General features: G+C 72.7%; 21 protein-coding genes. 11 read left to right on the top strand and 10 right to left on the bottom strand.

Features of this window, described 5'->3' with window-relative positions; genetic code table 11:
* Positions 1–15 precede the first annotated feature (15 nt).
* The 3 genes from ACZ7DY_RS28790 to ACZ7DY_RS28780 all read right to left on the bottom strand — a co-directional run bounded on the left by ACZ7DY_RS28790 (position 16) and on the right by ACZ7DY_RS28780 (position 4,383).
* Positions 16–2,895 carry a peroxidase family protein gene (locus ACZ7DY_RS28790; protein ID WP_471140149.1) on the bottom strand — a complete coding sequence of 960 codons (2,880 nt, stop codon included), beginning with the start codon at positions 2,893–2,895 and terminating at the stop codon, positions 16–18.
* 306 nt (positions 2,896–3,201) lie between these two features.
* Complete coding sequence (locus tag ACZ7DY_RS28785; protein WP_471140147.1) at positions 3,202–3,609, bottom strand: YchJ family protein; 408 nt, start codon at positions 3,607–3,609, stop codon at positions 3,202–3,204.
* 72 nt (positions 3,610–3,681) lie between these two features.
* Positions 3,682–4,383 (bottom strand): FadR/GntR family transcriptional regulator, encoded by a 702-nt coding sequence (locus ACZ7DY_RS28780; protein ID WP_471140145.1) that lies wholly within the window; start codon positions 4,381–4,383, stop codon positions 3,682–3,684.
* 138 nt (positions 4,384–4,521) lie between these two features.
* Here ACZ7DY_RS28780 and ACZ7DY_RS28775 point away from each other — a divergent pair, with 138 nt between their 5' ends.
* Together ACZ7DY_RS28775 and ACZ7DY_RS28770 are read left to right on the top strand one after the other, a co-directional pair.
* Positions 4,522–5,028 (top strand): gluconokinase, encoded by a 507-nt coding sequence (locus ACZ7DY_RS28775; protein ID WP_471140143.1) that lies wholly within the window; start codon positions 4,522–4,524, stop codon positions 5,026–5,028.
* 36 nt (positions 5,029–5,064) lie between these two features.
* Positions 5,065–6,462 (top strand): GntT/GntP/DsdX family permease, encoded by a 1,398-nt coding sequence (locus ACZ7DY_RS28770; protein WP_471140141.1) that lies wholly within the window; start codon positions 5,065–5,067, stop codon positions 6,460–6,462.
* A gap of 100 nt (positions 6,463–6,562) precedes the next feature.
* Here ACZ7DY_RS28770 and ACZ7DY_RS28765 read toward each other — a convergent pair whose 3' ends face one another.
* The 3 genes from ACZ7DY_RS28765 to ACZ7DY_RS28755 form a co-directional block, all read right to left on the bottom strand.
* The gene (locus ACZ7DY_RS28765) at positions 6,563–8,128 is read right to left on the bottom strand and encodes an APC family permease (protein ID WP_471140139.1); all 1,566 of its coding nucleotides are present in this window, start codon (positions 8,126–8,128) and stop codon (positions 6,563–6,565) included.
* A gap of 43 nt (positions 8,129–8,171) precedes the next feature.
* Positions 8,172–9,134, bottom strand: coding sequence for a hypothetical protein (locus tag ACZ7DY_RS28760; RefSeq protein WP_471140136.1), 963 nt, complete (start codon positions 9,132–9,134; stop codon positions 8,172–8,174).
* A gap of 206 nt (positions 9,135–9,340) precedes the next feature.
* Positions 9,341–10,996 carry an FAD-binding dehydrogenase gene (locus ACZ7DY_RS28755; RefSeq protein WP_471140134.1) on the bottom strand — a complete coding sequence of 552 codons (1,656 nt, stop codon included), beginning with the start codon at positions 10,994–10,996 and terminating at the stop codon, positions 9,341–9,343.
* Between the two features lie 245 nt (positions 10,997–11,241).
* On the opposite strand from ACZ7DY_RS28755, the gene ACZ7DY_RS28750 reads away from it, so the two are divergent.
* The 6 genes from ACZ7DY_RS28750 (at position 11,242) to ACZ7DY_RS28725 (ending at position 14,934) form a co-directional block, all read left to right on the top strand.
* Entirely contained in the window at positions 11,242–12,132 is an 891-nt protein-coding gene (locus ACZ7DY_RS28750) for a DMT family transporter (protein ID WP_471140131.1), read from the top strand.
* Positions 12,133–12,211: 79 nt separating this feature from the next.
* Complete coding sequence (locus tag ACZ7DY_RS28745) at positions 12,212–12,865, top strand: TetR/AcrR family transcriptional regulator (RefSeq protein WP_471140129.1); 654 nt, start codon at positions 12,212–12,214, stop codon at positions 12,863–12,865.
* Positions 12,862–13,626 carry a glucose 1-dehydrogenase gene (locus tag ACZ7DY_RS28740; RefSeq protein WP_471140126.1) on the top strand — a complete coding sequence of 255 codons (765 nt, stop codon included), beginning with the start codon at positions 12,862–12,864 and terminating at the stop codon, positions 13,624–13,626. The genes ACZ7DY_RS28745 and ACZ7DY_RS28740 overlap by 4 nt, the downstream gene beginning before the upstream one ends.
* A gap of 15 nt (positions 13,627–13,641) precedes the next feature.
* A complete protein-coding gene (locus ACZ7DY_RS28735) occupies positions 13,642–14,181 on the top strand; it encodes an NUDIX hydrolase (RefSeq protein ID WP_471140123.1) in 540 nt (179 codons plus the stop codon).
* Between the two features lie 43 nt (positions 14,182–14,224).
* Positions 14,225–14,617: a YidH family protein gene (locus ACZ7DY_RS28730; protein ID WP_471140120.1), complete on the top strand. Its 393-nt coding sequence runs from the start codon at positions 14,225–14,227 to the stop codon at positions 14,615–14,617.
* Positions 14,605–14,934 carry a DUF202 domain-containing protein gene (locus tag ACZ7DY_RS28725; RefSeq protein ID WP_471140117.1) on the top strand — a complete coding sequence of 110 codons (330 nt, stop codon included), beginning with the start codon at positions 14,605–14,607 and terminating at the stop codon, positions 14,932–14,934. The genes ACZ7DY_RS28730 and ACZ7DY_RS28725 overlap by 13 nt, the downstream gene beginning before the upstream one ends.
* An 18-nt stretch (positions 14,935–14,952) precedes the next feature.
* Here ACZ7DY_RS28725 and ACZ7DY_RS28720 read toward each other — a convergent pair whose 3' ends face one another.
* Positions 14,953–15,888: an NADP-dependent oxidoreductase gene (locus ACZ7DY_RS28720; RefSeq protein ID WP_471140115.1), complete on the bottom strand. Its 936-nt coding sequence runs from the start codon at positions 15,886–15,888 to the stop codon at positions 14,953–14,955.
* A gap of 133 nt (positions 15,889–16,021) precedes the next feature.
* Between ACZ7DY_RS28720 and ACZ7DY_RS28715 the strand changes: the two genes are divergently transcribed.
* From ACZ7DY_RS28715 to ACZ7DY_RS28705, 3 genes are all read left to right on the top strand, one after another.
* On the top strand, positions 16,022–16,318 hold the full coding sequence (locus ACZ7DY_RS28715; RefSeq protein WP_471140112.1) for a hypothetical protein: 297 nt from the start codon (positions 16,022–16,024) through the stop codon (positions 16,316–16,318).
* A 159-nt stretch (positions 16,319–16,477) separates the two neighbouring features.
* Positions 16,478–17,509: a phosphotransferase family protein gene (locus ACZ7DY_RS28710; protein WP_471140109.1), complete on the top strand. Its 1,032-nt coding sequence runs from the start codon at positions 16,478–16,480 to the stop codon at positions 17,507–17,509.
* Positions 17,510–17,518: 9 nt separating this feature from the next.
* A complete protein-coding gene (locus ACZ7DY_RS28705) occupies positions 17,519–18,733 on the top strand; it encodes an acyl-CoA dehydrogenase family protein (protein WP_471140107.1) in 1,215 nt (404 codons plus the stop codon).
* Between the two features lie 37 nt (positions 18,734–18,770).
* On the opposite strand, the gene ACZ7DY_RS28700 is transcribed toward ACZ7DY_RS28705, so the two are convergent.
* The 3 genes from ACZ7DY_RS28700 to ACZ7DY_RS28690 are packed head-to-tail and all read right to left on the bottom strand — an operon-like array spanning position 18,771 to position 21,832.
* The gene (locus ACZ7DY_RS28700; RefSeq protein WP_471140104.1) at positions 18,771–19,364 is read right to left on the bottom strand and encodes a TetR/AcrR family transcriptional regulator; all 594 of its coding nucleotides are present in this window, start codon (positions 19,362–19,364) and stop codon (positions 18,771–18,773) included.
* A gap of 21 nt (positions 19,365–19,385) precedes the next feature.
* The gene (locus tag ACZ7DY_RS28695) at positions 19,386–21,068 is read right to left on the bottom strand and encodes a class I adenylate-forming enzyme family protein (protein ID WP_471140101.1); all 1,683 of its coding nucleotides are present in this window, start codon (positions 21,066–21,068) and stop codon (positions 19,386–19,388) included.
* Positions 21,065–21,832: an SDR family oxidoreductase gene (locus tag ACZ7DY_RS28690; protein WP_471140881.1), complete on the bottom strand. Its 768-nt coding sequence runs from the start codon at positions 21,830–21,832 to the stop codon at positions 21,065–21,067. Before ACZ7DY_RS28690 ends, ACZ7DY_RS28695 begins: the two co-directional genes overlap by 4 nt.
* Positions 21,833–21,933 lie beyond the last annotated feature (101 nt).

Here is a 21,933-nt window from a genome sequence, read left to right as displayed (position 1 = left end):
CCGGTCAGGTCGCCGTCAGCCGCCCGCGTGTCCGCCCCTGTCGCTCGGCGGCTGCACCTGACGCCAGGGCGCGAACGCGCTTGCCCCGCGCGGCAGCAGGCCCGCGAGCTCGGGGCAGTGCCGCATCAGCACGGTCTTCATGCCGCCCTTCTGCACCCAGTCGATGCCGAGCGGGGTGTAGATCTCGGGACGGAAGTCGACGGTCAGGAAGCGGTCGCTCTGCAGCCGCCGGGTGGCCATCAGGATGAAGACGCGGAAGGCGGTGTCGCTGAAGCCGAAGCCGTGCGGCGGGTTCTCGGCGAAGAGGCCGACGACAGTGTCGATCTCGTCGACCGAGCGGTAGACGTCCTTGAGCCGGGCGACGGTGCCGGGGTCCTGGGAAAGGTCCTCGAACCGTCGGACACGCGGTTTGTGCAGGCCCTCGCGGAAGTCGTTGTAGCGGGGCACGCCGCGCCTGCGGGTGCGGACCAGGTCGACGACGGAGAGGTCGATGATCTCGCCGTCGCGCTCGAACTGCTGGAGGGCGCGCGGGAAGTTGTGCAGGGTGATCGCGCCCGGGTGGGCGATGCCGAACGAGTAGAGCGTGTCGGCCAGTCCTGTCTTGCGGATGGCGGCCTCGGCGGCGGCGCCCTGGATGTCGCGGAAGCCGAGGGTCTCCAGGCGCTGCCCGAAGTGGTGTTCGCGCATCTCGAAGTCGTCGGGGATCAGCGGGTGCATGCGGTAGACGGTGACGAAGTCCTCCGTGAGGGAGTACGGCGTCCCGTGGTGGTCGGGCAGGGTGGCGGGGATGCCCGTCAGCGAGTGGGATTCGAGCAGCCACAGGCCGAGTTTCTGCAGCCACTTTCCCGGCGGGCCGTCCCAGTTGGTGTGCAGCCCCAGGTCGATGGCCTCGGTGGCGAGGATCGCGGGGGTCCACTCCACCGTGTGGATCTTGGCGATGAGGGCCGAGACGACCAGGCGCGCCGTGTGGTAGACGCTCTCCTCGCTCATCGAGGGGTAGGCGTGGCGCAGCGCGTCGCAGACCGCGTTGTGTTCGCGGGCGAAGAGGGTGTGCATGGCGCTGAGCCCCATCCACCAGCTCTCGGCGAAGCCGGTGAGCGGTACGCCGTTCGGGCCGAGCGGCAAGTGGCCCTCGTCCAGGCGGAGTTTGGCGCCGCCGTCGGGCTCGCGCAGGTATTTGGCGGTCTGTTCGTCCTCGCCGTACACCTCGGAGCCGTCCCACCAGTGGGAGGCGGTGTTGGCGAAGAGGATGGGCGGGCGGTCGCCGGGGAGTTCGACGCCCTCGTTCTCGGCGAAGCGCATCACCTTCTCGGCGGGTCCGCCGGGTGTGTTGTGCCAGGTGGTGCCGGGCGGCAGCGGCACCTCCACGCACTTTCCGCCGGGCTTGTGGCGGCGGTGGTTGACCCAGTCGTGGACCTGGAACTGGATCCAGGCGGCGGCCAGCACGTTCAGCGAGGTGGCGGGCAGGAACGTGTCCCGGTGCAGGAGTTGGCGGCTGACCGTGACGGGGTTGGGGACGTCGAAGAGGTCGGGGCGGTAGACCGGTTCGATGTTGCGCCCGAAGACGGCGCCGACGGAGCCCATGGCGGGCCGGGAGAGGTCGTTGTACGTGCCGTCGTAGGAGCGGACGGTGCGCAGCCGCTCGTCGAACGTGGGCGGTGCGGGCACCGGCTTCGGCGGCGCCTCGTGCAGGTCGGTGTCGATGAGGTTGGCGCGGCGCAGCGCCTTGCGCAGGAAGACGAGGTTGAGCAGGCTCGCGTCCAACGGCAGCCTGTGCCACGGCACATAGCGGTTGAGAAGGCGGAACGCGGCGCCGACGGGCACGCCGAACGCCTTGTTGCGCAGCGGTTCGCCGGTGACGAAGCGCAGCCCGTGGCGGTGGGCCGCGCTGGCCTCGTAGGCGGACTTGCGGGCGCGGTTGAGGTTCCCGAGGGGGCGGAAGTCGTCGGTGGTGAACCAGGGGTTGAAGCCGATGATCTCGACACGGCCGCCGGCGGCCCGGGCCTCGGCGGTGTCGAGGTCCTGGCTGGGCACGGTGAGCGTGGCGACGGGCACGGCGGGCGCGAGGGACTCCGGCCACTCGACGGAGCCGTCCTCGACGGGGGTGCGCCGCTCGTCGACGTACCGCTGGAGGCACAGGTCGAAGACGATGTCGTGGCGGGCGAGGCGGGTCTCCAACTCGCGGCGCAGGTACTGCGGGTCGCGGCCCTCGGCGCGCGACCCGGTGGTGTGGACGTGGCCCGCCGGGCGCAGCAGGTAGCGGACGGGTCCGGCCGGGCCCCAGAGGATGGCGCTGCGGCTCCAGTACGTCTCCCCCGCCAGGCTCTTGACGGTGTGCCGGGTGGCGGCCCGGACGTTGCGCCGCATCCGGCCGGCCGTGGTGGGGCCCACCGCGAGGGGCAGTTTGACGTAGAGTCCGAGGCCTTTCCCGAGCCGGGTGGTCGCGCCGGCCATGGCCGTGGCGAAGGCGACGAACTCGCGGGCGTCGCGGGCGTGGGAGACCGGGTGGTTGGTGGCCAGCAGGTCGTGGCTCTCGTCGGCGGATACGGTCACGCGTACGGCGATGCCGCGCAGGTCGGGGGCGCCGTCGGCCTGCCGGATGCCGCTCGCGTTGGAGAGCCTGACGGTCGCCGGGTAGGCGGCGCCCGGCCGGGCGTAGCCGCGGCACAGTTCGTCGGGCAGGTCGTCGTGGAAGCGCAGGCGGGCGTTCTCCACGCCGAGCGCGGCCTTGGCGTGCAGGGTGCGCTCGATGCCGGCGGCCCCGGCCGCGCGCCGGTTCTTCTCCTGAACCTTCATCAGTTCCTGCGCCAGACGCCGGAAGAGCCGGCGCTCCGCTTCCGGACTGCCGCCCATGTAGCGCTCGTGACTCTGCTGGTGCTGTCCGGTGTCGGCCATGGGGCCACTTCCTTCGCACGGCTGCTCGCGGGACTGCGTACGGGACAGGGGGGCAGGCAGACGCTACTGGCGGCACCGGCGGCCCGCAGCGGCGGTTCCCGCCTATGTGCGCGACCCTCTCCGGACTTCGAACACGCGGGCGGGCCAGGGCGTTTGGGCCCGTGGGCGGCGGTCAACCGTGTGCGGCGCGCGGGGTGAGGACACTCGTTCACACCCCGTGTGAGTTCATGCTCCCCAGCAGCCCCACCCGCCGGGTCCGCGCGGTGGCCGGGTCCCGACGGGTGGTGGGGGGCGAGGGCGGGGCGCCTAGTCGATGAAGGTGCCGTCGACGTACACCCATGCGCCGTCGAACCGTTCGAAGCGGCTCTTCTCGTGCAGGGAGTCGGGGCGGCCGCCGTCGGTGTAGCGGGCCAGGAAGGTGACCGTGCCGGTGGTGTGGAAGGCGGTGCCCTCGGAGGTGGCCTCGATGGTCAGGCCCGACCAGCGCAGCGCCGGGTCGAACTCCACGCGGGGCGGCCGGGTCCGCGGGTGCCAGGTGCGCAGCAGGTAGCTCTCGTCCCGCATGGCGAAGGCGCTGTAGCGGGAGCGCATCAGCTCCTCGGGGGTGCCTGCGGCGGCCTCCCCCCGGTGCAGCCTGCCGCAGCACTTCTCGTACGGCTGGGTGTGGCCGCAGGGGCAGGGCGTGGCGGCGGGGCGGGTGGCGCGTCGGGGCATGCGTCCATTGTCGCCGACCGCCGGACGCCGGGTGCGGGCCGGGGGGCCGGCTTCGGGGGCGCCGGGCCGGCCTCAGGGCGCGAGGATGTCCAGTTCCTCCAGGGCGCCGAGGGCGATCTGCCGGGTCAGCGCCTCCGCCCGGGCCGCGTCGCCCTCCCTGACCGCCTCCGCGACCTGGACGTGCAGGGTGACGGCGGGCGGGTCCGGATCCTCGAACATCACCTGGTGGGCGGTACGGCCGGTCAGGACCTCCGCGACGACATCGCCGAGCCGGGCGAACATCTCGTTGCCGGAGGCGTTGAGGATCACCCGGTGGAAGGCGACGTCGTGCCTGAGGTAGCCCTCCAGCTGGTGGCCGCGCGAGTGGGCGACCATGCCGAGCGCGCACTCGGTGAGCTCCGCGCACTGGGCGGCCGTGGCGTGCCGGGCGGCGAGCCCCGCGGCGACCGGCTCGACGGCGGAGCGCAGGACGGTCAGGGAGCGCAGCTGCCGGGCCCGGTCGGCGCCGGCCAGACGCCACCGGATGACCTGCGGGTCGTAGACGTTCCACTCCTCGGCGGGCCGTACGGTCACGCCGACGCGGCGGCGGGAGGCGACCAGGTGCATGGATTCCAGGACCCGGACGGCCTCGCGCATCACGGAGCGGGAGACCTCGAAGCGCTGGGCCAGCTCGTCCGTGCGCAACACGCTGCCCGGCGGGTACTCGCCCGCCGTGATGGCGGGCCCGAGGCTTTCGAGTACGCGGGAGTGCAGCCCTCGGGCCTGTGCGGTCATGCCGGAAGCCTACGAGGAGCAGCGGAGGAACAATAAGTCAGACTTTTATGTCACAGGCTCTTGAATTCGTCAGACCTAATGGGTTTCAGTGACGTGAACAACCGACCGATGTCGATGAGGACAGCGAGGCAGGCAGCGATGAGCACCCCCCACGTCGTCGTAGTCATGGGCGTGGCAGGGACCGGCAAGACCACGATCGGCCCCCTGCTCGCGGACCGGCTCGGCGTGCCCTACGCCGAGGGCGACGACTTCCACCCGCCGGAGAACATCCGCAAGATGTCCTCCGGCACCCCGCTCACCGATGACGACAGGTGGCCGTGGCTCGACGCCATCGGCACCTGGGCGCACGGGCGGGCCGGTCTCGGCGGGGTGGTCAGCAGCTCGGCGCTGAAGCGCAGCTACCGCGACCGGCTGCGCGCGGCCGCCCCGGACCTGGTCTTCGTGCACCTCACCGGCGACCGGAAGCTCATCGAGGACCGCATGGCGCACCGCAAGGGCCACTTCATGCCCACGGCGCTGCTCGACTCCCAGTTCGCCACGTTGCAGCCCCTCGGGGCGGACGAGGCGGGGGTCGACGTCGATGTCTCGGGTGAGCCCGATGAGATCGCCGACCGAGCCGCAGAGGCCTTGCGGCACCTCGGCTAGCACCGCATTTCCGTACCCACGTCCAAGGAACCCACCGTGACCAGTCTCAGCGTCGAGATGCTGGCAGCGGACCCCGTCGAGCCGATCACCTCGGCGGGCCATGCCCAGCTGGGGATCGCAGTCCTCGCGGGCATCGCCGTCATCGTCCTGCTCATCACCAAGTTCAAGCTGCACGCGTTTCTCGCGCTGACCGTCGGGTCGCTCGCGCTCGGCGCCTTCGCCGGGGCCCCGCTCGACAAGGCCATCACCAGCTTCACCGGCGGGCTCGGCTCGACCGTGGCGGGCGTCGGCGTGCTCATCGCGCTCGGCGCCATCCTCGGCAAGCTGCTCGCGGACTCCGGGGGCGCCGACCAGATCGTCGACACCATCCTCGCCAAGGCGGGCGGGCGCGCGATGCCCTGGGCGATGGTCCTGATCGCCTCGGTGATCGGTCTGCCGCTCTTCTTCGAGGTCGGCATCGTGCTGCTGATCCCGGTCGTCCTGATGGTCGCCAAGCGCGGCAACTACTCGCTGATGCGGATCGGCATCCCCGCGCTGGCCGGTCTCTCCGTGATGCACGGGCTCATCCCGCCGCACCCCGGCCCGCTCGTCGCGATCGACGCGGTCAAGGCCAACCTCGGCGTCACGCTCGCGCTCGGTGTCCTCGTCGCCATCCCGACGGTGATCATCGCCGGGCCGCTGTTCTCGAAGGTCGCGGCCCGCTGGGTGGACGTTCCGGCGCCCGAGAAGATGATCCCGCAGCGCGCCTCGGAGGACCTGGAGAAGCGTCCCGGCTTCGGTGTCACGGTGGCGACCGTGCTGCTGCCCGTCGTCCTGATGCTGGCCAAGGCGCTGGTGGACATCGTGGTCGACGACCCCGAGGCCACGGTGCAGCGGGTCTTCGACGTCATCGGGTCGCCGCTGATCGCCCTGCTCGCCGCGGTGATCGTCGGGATGTTCACGCTGGGCCGCGCGGCCGGGTTCAGCAAGGACCGCCTGTCCACCACCGTCGAGAAGTCGCTCGCGCCGATCGCCGGCGTGCTGATGATCGTGGGCGCGGGCGGCGGCTTCAAGCAGACGCTCATCGACGTCGGCGTGGGCCAGATGATCCTGGACTTCTCCGAGGACTGGTCGATCCCCGCGCTGCTCCTCGCCTGGCTGATCGCGGTGGCCATCCGGCTCGCGACGGGCTCGGCGACGGTCGCGACGATCTCGGCGGCCGGTCTGGCCGCCCCGCTGGCCGCCGACATGTCGACGGCGCACACGGCGCTCCTCGTGCTGGCGATCGGCGCCGGTTCGCTCTTCTTCTCGCACGTCAACGACGCGGGCTTCTGGCTGGTCAAGGAGTACTTCGGGCTCGACGTCGGCCAGACGGTCAAGACGTGGTCGGTCATGGAGACGATCATCTCGGTGGTGGCGGGGGGCCTGGTCCTGCTCCTCTCGCTGATCCTTTAGCGCCCGGGCGGGCGATCCACCCTCCGCCCCGCGTGCGCTGACCCCTCACCGTGGCCGCACTGGTACTCCAGTGCGGCCACGCCCCGTGCCGGCCGCCGCCTCAGGCCCCCGGCGACGAAGACGCCTTCTCCAGCTGGAACGCCTCGTTCCCGAGCCCGATGCGGGCGTGCGCCCCGGGGTCACGGGAGCGCAGGATCATCCCGTACACCACGCCGATCACCGCCGCCGCGAAGATGACGCCGGGCAGCACCCAGCTGAGCGCCGAGCCCTCGCCCGCGCCGACGAGCACGTCGAAGTCCTTGACGGTGTAGCCGGCGATGACGAGCAGCCCGACGGTGGCCAGCGCCGACGCGGTGATCCGCCAGACCTGGGCGCGCGCGGCGCCCCGGCGGGCGAAGAAGACGATCACCGCGACGGACGCGGTGGCCATCAGGAGGATCACGCCGAGCGCGCCGACGTTGCCGCCCCAGGTGAACAGGTGCAGGACGGGCGCGGTCGGGTCGCCCGCCGCGCCGTCGTCGGTGACGGCGAACGTCACGACGATCACCACAGAGACGACGGTCTGGAGCAGCGATCCTGTGCCGGGGGCGCCGGTCGCGGTGTTGGTGCGGCCGAACGCGGCGGGCAGCAGCCTCTCGCGCCCCATCGCGAACGCGTACCGCGCGACGACGTTGTGGAAGCTGAGGATGGCCGCGAACATGCCGGTCACGAACAGGACGTGGAGTACGTCGGTGAAGGTGCCGCCGAGCCGGGACTCGGTGAGTCCGAAGAGCAGCCCCGCGCTCTGTTCCCGCGCCGCGGGGACGATGCCGGAGGGGCCGGCCGCGACGGTGAGCGCCCAGGAGCTGAACGCGAAGAAGAGGGCGACGAAGCCCACCGCGAAGAACATCACGCGGGCGACGACGACCTGCGGGCGGCTGGTCTCCTCCGCGTAGACGGGGGCCTGTTCGAAGCCGGTGAAGGCCGCGATGCAGAAGCACAGGGAGGTGGCGACGCCCGCGCCGCCGAGGGTGTCCGGGTTGAGCGCGTGCAGCGACAGCCCCTCCTTGCCCGGGTCGGCGACGGCCGCGATGTCGAAGATGACGACGAGCGCCACCTCGATGAGGAGCAGGACGCCGAGCACGCGCGCGTTGAGGTCGATCTTCAGCCAGGCGAGGACCCCGACGACGGCGACGGTGACGAGCGCCGGGATCCACCAGGCCACCTCGACGTCGGCGTAGGTGTGCAGGAGCCCGGAGACCTCGAAGCCGAGGATGCCGTACAGGCCCGCCTGCAGGGCGCTGTAGGCGACCAGCGCGACCACCGAGGCGCCCGCGCCCGCGGTGCCGCCGAGGCCGCGGGATATGTACGCGTAGAAGGCGCCGGCGTTGTGCACGTGCCGGCTCATCTCGGCGTACCCGAAGCTGAACAGCGCGAGGACGACGCCGAGGACGAGGAAGAGCAGCGGCTGTCCGACGACGCCCATCACGCCGAAGGTGGTGGGCATGACGCCGGCGACGACCATCAGGGGGCCGGTCGCGGCGAGCACGGAGAGCAGCAGCCCCGCCGTGCCGAGCCGGCCGGCCCGCAGCGCCTGCTCCTGTCCCTTGTACGTGCTGATCCCGGTGTCACCCGTCGCTCTGCCGGGTGATCTGGTGCCGCTCGGGGTCGAACTTCCCGTCGCCATGGCGCGGTTGTCCTTTCGCAAGGTGCTGATCGGGGACGGATGGTCAGGCCGTGCCGAAGGCGGTGGCCCGCGCGGCGGCGAACGCCTCGTACGGGTCCCGGTCCGGGTACGACCAGGGGGCCGGGGTCGCGTGCCGTCCGATGCGGTGGAAGAGCGCGGCGGCTTCGGCGGCCCTGCCCTCGCAGGACTTCGCGTGGGCAAGGAAGTTGAGGTCGACGTGGCAGCGGGGGTGGCCGGGGCCGGCCGGCGTCTCCCACTCCAGCCACCAGTCGAAGGCGGCCTTCATGACGCCGCGGGCGCGCCGCCCGGTCCAGTGCCCGGAGGCCGCGGGGTCGGTCGACTCCAGGCCCGCGGTGGCGAGGACGCGGTACCGCTCGGCGTGCGCGACGACGGGCAGGACGGCGAGGGGCGAGCCGGCGGGCGCCTGCTCGGCGGCCCAGGCCGCGAAGTCGTACACCTCGTGCAGCGGGTCCTGGCCCGCGCCGGGGCGCCGTTCGGCGAGCCGGGCCACCATCAGGTGGTGGGCGTGGTGGTGCTCGGGGTGGCGGTGCCTGATCTCGTCGAAGAGGCGTACGACGTCCTCCTCGCGGCCCAGCGAGCGCTCAAGGAGGAGCAGGGCCAGCCAGGGCGTCGGGTCGGCGGGGACCCGGGCCGCCGCCTCGCGGCACCGCTCGCGCACCTTGTCCGAACGCTCCTTGCCGCGCAGCGCCTTGTGCACGGCGGCGAAGACGAGCAGCACCTCGGCGTCGTGGCTCTCGGGCTCGGCGAGCCGCCAGTCGCGCGCCCAGGCGCCGGTGGTCGGTTCCTGGCCGAGGACGTGGAAGCGGTGTCCCCTGCGGTCCCAGTCGTCGCCGGTCGCGGCGAGCAGCGCGCGGACCTCGGTCCAGCGGCCCTGCGCCAATGCCGTGCGCGCGGTGGCGAGTTCCGCGTCGTCGAGGGCGGCGTCAAAGGCGTGTCCCGCGGCTTTTCTGCGGGAGCGGCCGAGTGGGGGCGGGGGTGGTGACACCGCGGAACGTCCTCCCCGGCGCGGCTTGCGTACGGATGATCACGCACAGCAAAGCGGTAGGCACTGCTCCTCGTCAAGGCCCGGCGGCGCCCCCGTTCTTCACCAACTCGTCCCACGATCGCCGGACTTCGCCCTCCACCTGGTTCAACCGTGTTCACACCCGCCCCCGGAGAGACGCTCGATCAGCGTCCGGCCCCGCGGGCCGGTCAGTTCACCGCCCGGGCCGCGGCGCGGCCCGCGGTGCGTCCCGAGAAGAGGCAGCCGCCGAGGAAGGTGCCCTCGAGCGACCGGTAGCCGTGCACGCCGCCGCCGCCGAAGCCGGCGGCCTCACCCGCCGCGTACACGCCCGGCAGGGGCTGTCCGCCCTCGGTCAGGACGCGCGAGGAGAGGTCCGTCTCCAGGCCGCCGAGGGTCTTGCGGGTGAGGATGTTGAGGCGCACGGCGATGAGCGGGCCGGCCGCCGGGTCGAGGACGCGGTGCGGCGGTACGGCCCGGATGAGCCGGTCACCGAGGAACTTGCGGGCGCCGCGGATGGCCGTCACCTGGAGGTCCTTGGTGAAGGGGTTGGCGATCTCGCGGTCGCGCGCGGCGAGCGTGCGGCGCAGCGCGGCCTCGTCGATGAGCGGCTCCTTGGTGAGCGCGTTCATGCCGCGCACCAGGGCGCCGAGCTCCTTCTCGACGACGAAGTCGACGCCGTGGTCCATGAACGCCTTGACCGGGCCCGGCACGTCTGCGCGCGCCCGGTCGATGACGCCGCGCACGGACTTGCCGGTCAGGTCGGGGTTCTGCTCGGAGCCGCTGAGGGTGAACTCCTTGCCGATGATGCGGCGGTTGAGCACGAACCACGTGTGGTCGTACCCGGTGCCCATGATGTGCTCCAGGGTGCCGAGCGTGTCGAAGCCGGGGAAGAGCGGCACCGGCAGGCGGTCGCCGCGCGCGTCCAGCCACAGGGACGAGGGGCCCGGCAGGATGCGGATGCCGTGCCGCTCCCAGATGGGGTTCCAGTTCTCGATGCCCTCGGTGTAGTGCCACATGCGGTCGCGGTTGATGAGGTGCGCCCCGGCCTCCTCGGCGATGCCGAGCATCTTGCCGTCCACGTGCGCGGGGACCCCGGAGATCATCTTCTCGGGCGGGGTGCCGAGCCGCTCGGGCCAGTGGGCGCGTACGAGGTCGTGGTTGCCGCCGATGCCGCCGGAGGTGACGATGACCGCCTGGGCCCGGAACTCGAAATCGCCGGTCACCTCCCGGCTGCTTGCCCTGCCCCGCTCGACGGACGAGGGCGCGAGGACCTCGCCGGTGACCGTGTCGACGCCGCCCGCGCTGCGCGCGAGGCCCGTGACGCGGTGCCGGAACCTGAACTGGACGAGGCCGCGCGCCGCCCCGTCCCGCACCCGCCGCACGAACGGCGCGAGCAGCCCGGGCCCGGTCCCCCAAGTGATGTGGAAGCGCGGCACGGAGTTCCCGTGGCCCTGCGCGTCGTAGCCGCCGCGCTCGGCCCAGCCCACGACCGGGAAGAACCGCACCCCCTGCGCGTGCAGCCAGGAACGCTTCTCGCCGGCGGCGAAGTCGACGTACGCCTCGGCCCACTTGCGCGGCCAGTGGTCCTCCGGACGGTCGAAGGCGGCCGTCCCCATCCAGTCCTGGAGGGCGAGCGCGTGGGAGTCCTTGATCCGCAGCCGCCGCTGCTCCGGCGAGTCGACGAAGAAGAGACCGCCGAACGACCAGTGCGCCTGCCCGCCGAGCGACTGCTCGGGCTCCTGGTCGACGAGGATGACCCGGCGCCCCGCGTCGACCAGTTCGGCGGTGGCCGCGAGGCCCGCGAGCCCCGCCCCGATCACGATCACATCTGCGTCGTACGCCATAGGGGTCGTCCTCCTCGACAGGTCCCGCAAGGTTACCGGTGGGTCAGATCCTGGGTAGCCCGGTGGCGGACGTCAACCGAAACAGGCACGGGGAAGGGCGCGAGCTCCCGGGCGCGGGGCGGCGGATGAGCCACTATGGTCGGCTGCGTCCCCTTTTCGCGCCCCGGCCCGAGGGGCGGCGGCCCTCCGCTCCCGCGCCGGACGCGCGGGTACGGCCGCGCCCCCGATCTTCCGAGGTATGTGACGTGTCGGTGCTGATCCTCGTCCTCTCGCTCGGCGCCGCCTGCTGCCTCGGCCTGGGCTTCGTGCTCCAGCAGAACGTGGCGCAGAACGCGCCGCTGAGCGACTTCCTCTCGCCGCGGCTGCTGCTCGACCTGGTCAAGGAGGCGCGCTGGCTGGCCGGGATCGGCCTGATGGTCTGCGGCATGGTGCTCGGCGCGCTGGCGCTCGGCCGCGGCGAGATCTCCTTCGTCGAACCGCTGCTCACCACCCAGTTGCTCTTCGCCCTCGCGCTCTCCCGGCACCAGACGGGGCAGCCGCTCGGCCGCCAGGGGTGGGCGGGGCTGCTGCTGCTCGCGGGCGGGGTCACCGCGTTCATCGTGGCGGGCGAGCCGCGCGGCGGCGACGCGGTGACGAGTCCGCTGCGGCACTGGCTGATCTTCGGCGTGATGGTGGGCGCGGCGCTGCTCCTGACCGCGTTCGCCAAGCGGACCGAGTTCGGCGTGGGTCCGGTGCTGCTCGCGCTGGCCGCGGGCCTCCTCTTCGGTGTGCAGGACGCGTTGACGCGGGTGACCGGGGAGCGGTTCTCCGAGGGCGGGGTCTCCGAGGTGCTGACCGGGTGGCAGCCGTACGGGGTGCTTGTCCTCGGCGTGACGGGGCTGATCCTCGTGCAGAGCGCCTTCGAGACCGCGCCGCTGCGGATGTCGCTGCCCGCGCTGACCGCCTCGCAGCCGCTGGCCGGGATCGCGTGCGGCGTCGGCTTCCTCGGGGACCGGCTGCGCACCGACACGGGGGCGCTGGCCTGGCAGTCGGCGGGGCTGGCGGCGATCGTGACGGGGGTGGTGCTGCTGGGGCTGCACCCCGCGATGCCGGGGGCCGGCCGGGGGCCCGTGGGGCGGCATCTGCACCGGCGCTGAGCACCGCGCCGTCCGAGAGTCCGGCCATCCGGGCACGCACCCCTCGCTTTTTAATAATGGCCAGCATTAGAGTTCCTCCATGGCCCGAACCTCAGGTCCCGAGACCCGCGAGAAGCTCATCCGCGCCGGTGAGGAGGTCTTCGCGGAGCAGGGCGTCGACGGCGCCCAGCTGCGGGACATCGTCCGGCTCGCCGGGCAGAGCAACCCCTCCGCGGTGCAGTACCACTTCGGCTCGCGCGGCGGCCTCCTCGACGCGGTAATGGCGGCCCGTCAGCGCCGTACGGAAGAGGTGCTCGCGGCCGAGCTTGAGCACGCCGGACAGAGCAGGACCGATCTGCGCGGGCTGCTCACCGCCCTGGTGAGCGCCGGGGCCGGCGAGTTGCGCACCGAGCGCGGGCGCCGCTGCCTGCGCATCTCCGCCCAGCTCAGCCACGAGAGCGGCGTCCGCACCCGCACCCCGCACCCCACCCTGGACGGCACCGTCTACTGGACGCTGATCGAGCGCGTCGAGGAGTGCGTGGCCCGCCTGGCGCCCGCCCTGCCGGAGCCGCTCCGCCTGGAGCGGCTCGACCTCGCGCTCACCCTGATCGGCGCCGCCCTGGGCGACCGCGCCCGCCAGTACCTGGCCGGCGCCACCCCCCTGACCGGCGAGGACGTCTTCCTCGCCGATCTCGTCGAGACCACCGCGGCGCTGCTGCTCGCCCCGCGCCCCACCCCTGGAGAGACCCCATGACCCAGCACGACCTCACCGGCCGGACCGTCACCGGCGCCGCGCGCGGGCTCGGCGCCGAGACGGCGCGCCTGGCCGTCGCCGCGGGCGCCCACGTCGTCCTCACCGACGTCCTCGACGACGAGGGCCGGGCGACCGCCGCCGAGCTGGGCGAGCGCGCCCGCTTCGTCCGCCACGACGTGACGTCCGAGGAGGAGTGGCGGCGCGTCACCGACTTCGCGGTCGCCGAGTTCGGCGCCGTCCACGGCCTGGTGAACAACGCCGGGATATCCACCGGCCAGTTCCTGGAGTCGGAGTCCGTGGAGCACTTCCGCAGGGTCCTGGACACCAACCTCACCGGCGTGTTCATCGGCATGAAGACCGTGGTGCCCGCCATGAAGGAGGCCGGAGGCGGTTCGATCGTCAACATCTCCTCCGCCGCAGGGCTCATGGGCCTCGCCCTCACGGCCGGGTACGGCGCCTCCAAGTGGGGCGTGCGCGGCCTCACCAAGATCGGCGCGGTGGAGCTCGGCACGGCCCGCGTCCGCGTCAACTCCGTCCACCCCGGCATGACGTACACCCCGATGACCGCCCAGGTCGGCATCGAGAAGGGCGAGGGCAAATACCCCAACACCCCGATGGGCCGGGTCGGCGAGCCGCAGGAGATCGCCGGTGCCGTGGTCTTCCTGCTCTCCGACGCCGCCTCGTATGTGACGGGCGCGGAGCTCGCCGTCGACGGCGGCTGGACCGCGGGACCCACCGTGAAGTACGTCATGGGCCGGTGAGGTTGGATGGTCGCCATGACGGCTGAGAACGGGCCCGCGCCCGACCCCGCAGAGGAGATCCTGGCCATCGTCGACGAGAACGACGAGGTGGTCGGCGAGGTCGCGCGCGGCGAGGCGTACGCGCGCGGCCTGCGCCACCGCTGCGTGTTCATCGAGGTGCGGGACGCGCGAGGCCGCCTCTTCGTGCACCGCCGCACCCCGACCAAGCTGGTCTTCCCCTCCCTCTACGACCTGTTCGTGGGCGGCGTGGTCGGGGCCGGCGAATCCTGCGACGACGCCGCCCTGCGCGAGGCGCAGGAGGAGCTGGGGGTGCGGGGACTGCCGCGCCCCACCCCGCTGTTCAAGTTCCTCTACGACGACGGGACGGGCAAGAGCTGGTGGTCGTACCTCTACGAGGTGCGCTGCGAGCTGCCGGTCGACCCCCAGGCCGAGGAGGTCGCCTGGCACGCCTTCCTCACCGAGGACGAGGTGGCGCGGCGGCTCGGCACCTGGGAGTGGGTGCCGGACGGGCTCGACGCCTACCACCGGCTGAGAGCCTTCCGCGCGGGGAGCTGAGGGCCTGCCCGGCGGGCGGACCGGCACGGCTTATGGTGCGGCCGTGAGCAATTTCGTACAGAGCCTGCGGCTGTGGTTCGCCCCCGAGCGCATTCGCGAGGAGGGCGACACCCCCGACTACCGCTTCTCGCTCGCCAACGAACGCACCTTCCTGGCCTGGCTGCGCACCGCCCTCGCGCTGATCGGCGGCGGCTTCGCCGTCGACCAGTTCCTGCCGGACCTGCGCTGGGGCTGGCGGATCGGTCTCGCCCTGGCGCTGCTCGGCGCGGGCGTGCTCTGCTCACTGCGGGCCGTCAACCACTGGGTGCGCTGCGAACGCGCCATGCGGCGCGGCGAGGACCTGCCGACCGGGCGCTTCCCGACCGTGCTGAGCCTCGCCGTCGCGGTCGTCGCGCTCGCCATGGTGATCGTCGTGCTCTTCGGATGGGAGGGGTGACGCCGGGCCGCGGGGAGGCCCGGGACCCGGGGCTCCAGCCGGAGCGCACCCGCCTCGCGTGGCGGCGTACGACGCTGTCGGCCACGGTCGCCGCGGTGCTCGCCGCCCGCGCCGTGCTGCACGCCGGGCCCACCGCGCCGGGCGTGCTGGCCTGCGCGCTCTGTCTGCTGCTGTGGCTCGGCTTCCTGGTCGTCGCGCACCGCAGGATGGTCGCGCTGACCGTGCGCGAGCCCCGGACGATGACGCTCGGGGCCGCACGGACGGCGGCGCTGTGCACCCTCGCGCTGGCGGTGTGCGCCGCGGCGATGGTGGTCTGAGCCTCCGTGAGCGGCCGGTCAGTCCTCCCACTCCACCGTCACGACGATCTTGCCCCGGGTGCGGCCCTCCTCGCTCAGCCGGTGCGCGTCGGCCGCCCGCTCCAGCGGGAACACCTCGTCGACGTGGACGGTCACCACGTCCTCCTCGGCCAGCCGGGACAGGTGTTGCAGGTCGGCGGCGTCGGGCCGGACGAAGCAGTAGTGGCCGCCGAGGCCGACGACCCCGCCGTCCGCGATGGACGCGAGACGGCCGCCCGGCGCGAGGAGTTCGGCGGAGGCCTTGAGCGTGGCGCCGCCGACCGTGTCGAAGGCGGCGTCGACGCCCTCGGGGGCGAGCGCGCGGACCCGGTCGACGAGCCCGTCCCCGTAGGTGACCGGTTCGGCGCCGAGTTCCCTGAGGTAGTCGTGGTTGCGTTCGCTCGCGGTGCCGATGACGCGGGCGCCCGCGTACCGGGCCAGCTGCACCGCGATCGACCCGACGCCGCCCGCCGCCGCGTGCACGAGGACCACGTCCCCCTCGGTCACCGCCAGCGGGCCGGTGACGACCTGGTGGGCGGTGAGGCCGGCGAGCGGCAGACCCGCGGCCTCCTCGAAGGAGAGGTTGCGCGGTTTGCGGGCGAGGGTGCGTACGGGGGCGGCGACGTACTCGGCGAAGGTGCCGCGCGAGAGGAAGTCCTCCCGCACATAGCCGATGACCTCGTCGCCGACGGCGAACTCCGGTACGGAGGCGCCCGGTTGGACCACCACGCCGGAGACGTCCCAGCCGGGGATCACCGGGAAGACGGCATCGAGCGCCCCGTCGAGGTGGCCCTGGCGGCACTTCCAGTCGACGGGGTTCACCGCCGCGGCGCGCACCTTCACCAGGACGGAGTCGGGCCCGACCTTGGGGTCGCGCAGCTCCCCGTACTCGAGGACTTCGGGTCCGCCGTAGCTGCGGTAGCTGATCGCCTTCATGGGGTCGCCTTCAGGGAGTCGCCGTCGCGGAGGTCATGCAAACACCAACCAGGGTCGCATAACGGAATTAATGGGGCATCAGGGGCTAGCCTGAGAGGGTCACTCTCCCCGGCAGTCACAGAAGGTGCGCGTCATGACCACGCTCCACCACGAACACCCGGTGCACGACCACCTCCACGGCCCGGCCTGCGGCCACCCCGAGGTGCCGCACGGCGACCACGTCGACTACGCGCACGACGGGCACATGCACCGTCTGCACTCCGACCACTACGACGAGTGCGAGCCCACCGGCCACACCGCCCACCAGGGCCACGACCACCAGCACGGGGACGGCTGCGGCCACGACTCCGTCACCCACGGGGACCACGTCGACTACCTGCACGACGGCCACCGGCACGCCTCGCACGACGGGCACTGGGACGACCACTGAGCGCGGCCCGCCCTTCCCCCGCACCGGCGCCCCCTGGCAGTCTGGTGCGGGGGATCACTCTTTCCCCCGGTCTTCGCGCCCGGTAGCCTCTGGACGACATACCGACTGGTCGGCATCATGTGGGAGTCAGACCGCCTCCCGTCCGATCAGGAGCAGAAGATGAGCTCAGACCACCCGCCGGGCCTCGACCTCGACCAGTTGCGCGGCCACCTCGACCGCGAGCGGCCGGGCCTCGCCGGCGGGCCGCTCACCGCCCGGCTCATCGAGGGCGGCCGGTCGAACCTGACGTACGCGGTGACGGACGGCGCATCCCGCTGGGTGGTCCGGCGCCCTCCGCTCGGCCACGTCCTGGCCACCGCGCACGACATGAAGCGCGAGCACCGGGTGATCGAGGCCCTGCACCCGACCGACGTGCCGGTGCCCGCGCCGGTGCTGCTCTGCGAGGACGACACCGTCATCGGGGCGCCCTTCTACGTGATGGAGTTCGTGGACGGGACGCCGTACCGCACCGCGGAGGAGCTGGCGCCGCTCGGCCCCGAGCGCACCCGCGCCGCGGTCCTCGGCCTCGTCGACACCCTCGTCGACCTGCACGCCGTGGACCCCGCGGCGGTCGGGCTCGGCGACTTCGGACGCCCCGAGGGGTTCCTCGACCGCCAGCTGCGCCGCTGGGGCAAGCAGCTGGACGCCTCCCGCAACCGCGAGCTCGCCGGGATCGACGAGCTGCACGCGGCGCTCGGCCGCTCGCTCCCCGACTCCCCCGCCCCCGCCGTCGTGCACGGCGACTACCGCCTGGACAACGTCCTGATCGGCGACGACGACCGGATCAAGGCCATCCTCGACTGGGAGATGTCCACCCTCGGCGACCCGCTCACCGACCTGGGCCTGCTGGTGATGTACAGCGCCGAGCTGGACCTGCCCGACTCGCCCGTCAGCACCACCGCGGGCGCGCCGGGCCACCCGGACCCGGCCGAGCTGATCGAGCGGTACGCCGCGCGCTCGGGGCGCGACGTGTCGGCGGTCTCCTGGTACACGGCGTTCGCGTGGTTCAAGCTCGCCGTGATCCTCGAGGGCATCCACTACCGCTACACGCTCGGCCAGACGGTCGGCGCGGGCTTCGACCGGATCGGCGAGCTGGTGCCCGTCTTCATCGAGCACGGCCGCGCCACGCTCCAGGGACGACAGGAAGGCTGAGACAGAGCCATGGACTTCGCATTCGACGCCCGCACCGAAGAGCTGCGCGCGAAGCTGCTCGCCTTCATGGACGAGCATGTGTACCCGGCCGAGGCGGTCGCCGACGAGCAGCGCGCCGCGCTGGCCTCGCCGTGGGACACCCCGGCCGTGGTCAAGAAGTTGAAGGCCGAGGCGCGCAGGCAGGGCCTGTGGAACCTCTTCCTTCCCGACGCCGAGCACGGGGCCGGGCTGACCAACCTCCAGTACGCGCCGCTCGCCGAGATCACCGGCCGTTCCCCGCAGTTGGCGCCCACGGCGCTGAACTGCGCGGCGCCCGACACCGGCAACATGGAGGTGCTGGCGCAGTTCGGCACCGAAGAGCAGCAGAAGCGTTGGCTGGAGCCGCTGCTCGCCGGTGAGATCCGCTCCGCGTTCGCGATGACCGAGCCCGAGGTGGCCTCCTCCGACGCCACGAACATCACCACGCACATCGAGCGCGACGGCGACCACTACGTCATCACCGGCCGCAAGTGGTACATCTCCGGTGCGATGAACCCGGACTGCGCCGTCTTCATCGTGATGGGCAAGACCGATCCGGACGGCCCCGACATCCGACGCCAGCAGTCCATGGTCCTCGTCCCGCGCGACACTCCCGGCCTCGAAGTCCGGCGCGCCATGCGGGTGTTCGGGTACGAGGACCACTACCACGGCGGTCACGCCGAGGTCGTCTTCGACCGGGTGCGCGTGCCCGTGTCGAACCTCGTCGGGGAGGAGGGCGGCGGCTTCGCCATCGCCCAGGCACGGCTCGGCCCGGGCCGCATCCACCACTGCATGCGGCTGATCGGCATGGCGGAGCGGGCCATCCAGCTGATGTGCGAGCGGGCGGTGGCCCGTACCGCGTTCGGCAAGCCGCTCGCCGGGCAGGGCGTCGTACAGGAGTGGATCGCCGACGCGCGGGTGGCCGTGGAGCAGCTGCGGCTGCTCGTCCTCAAGACGGCCTGGCTGATGGACACCGTCGGCAACAAGGGCGCGCACACGGAGATCCAGTCCATCAAGATCGCGACTCCGCGTGCGGTGGTCGACATCCTGGACCGGGCCGTGCAGCTGCACGGTGCGGGCGGCGTCAGCCAGGACTTCCCGCTGGCAGAACTCTGGGCGGCGGCACGGACGTTGCGCCTGGCCGACGGTCCGGACGAGGTGCACCAGCGGTCGCTGGCGCGGCGGGAGCTGAAGAAGTACAGGTGACCGCGTCCCGCCCGGCGGGAGCGCTCCTTGTCTCACCTCACGGCCGCAGCGCCCTCAGCAGCAGGTCGGCCAGGTGGTCGGCGACCTGCCGCGGGGTGAGCGGGCCGTCGGGGCGGTACCAGGTGGACAGGTGGTGGACCGAACCGAAGTGGTAGTCCACCACCAGGTCCGCGGGGGTGGCGGTGGAGAAGACGCCGGACTCCTGGCCCTCCTCGATCAGGGCCCGGAAGCGCTCGTGGTAGCGGCGCCGCTCGGCACGGACCTGCTTGTTCTTCTCCGGGCTGAGGTGGTGCATGGAGCGGAAGAAGATCGACGCGTCGTCGAGGTTGTCGATGGTGGTGACCACGACGTCCGCGGCGGCGTCGCGCACCCGCCGCTCCACCGGGGCGTCCGTGGCGGCGATGGCGTCGAGCCGCTCCTGCTGGACGCGGAGCATGCGGGCGTACACCTCGTGCAGGAGGTCGTCCTTGGAGCCGAAGTAGTGGTAGAGCGCGCCCTTGGTGACGCCCGCCGCCTCCACGATCTCCTGTACCGACGTACGGTCGTACCCGTGGTCGGCGAAGAGCCTGGTGGCGGCGGCCAGCAGGCGCTGCGGGACGGGCGTGCCGTCACCGTCCGTCGTTCGGGCCACTGCCGCCACCTGCCTTTCGCTTCACTTGCCGTTCTTCGCGCGGGAACGCAGTTCCCGCCGGAGGATCTTCCCACTTGTGGTCTTCGGCAGCTCCGCCAGGATCTCCACGTCGCGCGGGTATTTGTACGCGGCGAGCCGTTCCTTGCAGTGCGCGGCCAGCTCCTCGGGGCCGGCGTCGCTGTCCGGGCGCAGGCTGACGTACGCCTTGACGGTCTCCCCGCGGTAGCTGTCGGGGACGCCGACGACGGCCGCCTCGCGCACGGCGGGGTGGGTGTAGAGGACGTCCTCGACCTCGCGCGGCCAGACCTTGAAGCCGGAGGCGTTGATCATGTCCTTCTTGCGGTCCACGACGTAGAGCCAGCCCGCCGTGTCCATGAACCCGATGTCGCCGGTGCGCAGTTCGCCGCCGGGGAAGGCCTCGGCGGTGGCGTCGGGGCGCCGCCAGTAGCCGGGCACCACCTGCGGGCCGCGCACGGTGATCTCGCCCTGTTCGCCGAACGGCACCTCGCGGCCGGCGTCGTCCAGGATGCGGACGACCGTCTCGGGGCCGGGGACGCCGACGGCGAGGGTGCCCGAGACCGGGTCGACCGGGGCCTCCTGGCCGGGCGGCACGGAGGCGCAGGGCGCGGTGCACTCGGTGAGGCCGTAGCCGTTGTGGAGGTAGGGGCCGAAGGCGGCGCGGAACTTCTCCACCAGGGCCGGGGGCAGCGGCGCGCCGCCCGAGGAGATCATCACGAAGGAGTCGAAGTGCGCGCGGGTCGCCGCGGGGTGGGCGGCCAGCGCCATGAAGGCCGTGGACGGGCCCACCGTGTACGCGGGCCGGTGTTCGGCGAAGGCGTCGAGGACCACGCCGGCCTCGAAGCGGTAGGCGAGCGCGAGGGTGCCCGCGTTGGCGATGCAGGCCGCGACCTGGGCGACCATGCCGGTGATGTGGAAGAGGGGCGCCATCGCGAAGTAGCAGGAGCCCGCCGGGATCCCGGAGCCGGTGCGCTGGCGTTCGGCGTTGTAGGTGATGTTGCCGTGGGTGTTCATGGCGCCCTTGGGGGTGCCGCTGGTGCCCGAGGTGTAGCTGATCAGCGCCACGTCGTTCGGGCCGAGCTCGCGGTCGGCGGGGGCCGGCAGTCCCCGGCGCGCGACGGCCACCAGGTCGTCGGCGTCGGTGGGCACCGGCAGGCGCTCGAAGTCGAGGACGCGGGTGTCGTCACGGGTCTGGAGGTCGAGCTGGCAGGCGGTGAGGACGACGCGCACCGGCGAACCGGCCGCCGTGTCGCGCAGATACGTCTCCCAGGCGCGGTCCGAGCAGATCAGCGCGGTCACCCCGGCGTCCGCGAGGACGTGCGCGACCTCCGCCGACTTGTACATGGGGTTGACGGGGACGACGGTCGCGCCCGCCTTCCAGGCGCCGAGGAGCGCGAGAACGAAGTGCGGGGTGTTCTGCAGGAGGATGGCGACGCGGTCGCCGCGGGTGACGCCGCGCGCGGCGAGGTGGCCGGCGACGGAGTCGGTGAGGGCGTCGGTCTCGCGGTAGCTCAGGCGGCCGTCGAAGTAGGCGAGCGCGGTGTGTCCGGGGGCGCCGGCGACGGCGTCGCGGAAGGCGTGGGGCACGGAGGCGGCGGGGTGGACGGGGCCGCGCTGGGCGGCGTTGAGCCGGCCGAGCCAGGGCTTGGCCGCGTACCGGGAACCGGCGGGGGGAAGGTCGCTCACCGCTGCGTCGCCTCCCACTTCTGCTGGAGGTGGTTCATGCCGGTCAGCCACTTGTCGGGGGTGGCGGCGCGGGCCTGGTAGTAGGCGGCGACCTCGGGGTGGGGCAGGATCAGGAAGCGGTCCTGCGCCATGCCGGCGAAGAGCGCGTCGGCGACGTCCGCGGGTTCGATCGCGGTGGGGGTGAGCACGAGGTCGCCCGCGGTGCCGGTGGCGGCGAGCATGTCGGTGCGGACGCCCTGCGGACAGATCGCGTGGACCTTGATCCCCCGGTGGCGGTAGGTGAGCGAGAGCCACTCGGCGAAGGCGTACGCGCCGTGCTTGGTGACGCTGTACGGCGCGGCCCCGATCATGGTGAGCAGGCCGGCCGCGGAGACGGTGGAGACGAACCGGCCGCCGCCGCGCTCCAGCCACTCGGGCAGCAGTGCGTGGGCCGCCCGTACATGGGCCATCACGTTGACGTCCCAGGCCGCGGCCCAGACCTCCTCGGGCGCGGCCTCGTCGCCGCCGGAGCCGAGCCCGGCGTTGGCGCAGTACACGTCGACCGTGCCGCCGAGGGCCTCACGGGCCTCGGGCACGATCACGGAGGCGTCGCCCGGCACGGCGATGCCGCCCACCTCGGCGGCGACGGCCTTCGCCTTGGCCGCGTCCAGGTCGTTGACGACGACGCGGGCCCCCTCGGCGGCGAAGCGGCGGGCCAGCGCGGCGCCGATGCCGCCTCCTCCGCCGGTGACGACGACTCCCTTGTCCTGCAGGGTCTCCACGATGGTTCTCCTTCGCCCGCGGCTCGGCTTCCCCGGCAGACTAACCAGTCGGTATGTCGTGGCGGAAGGCCCCGCCCGGTGCCGCTGCCGTCCCGGTCTCAATG

Source organism: Streptomyces sp. NPDC037013 (assembly GCF_055607265.1).
This window is presented reverse-complemented; position numbering and strand designations above follow the sequence as displayed.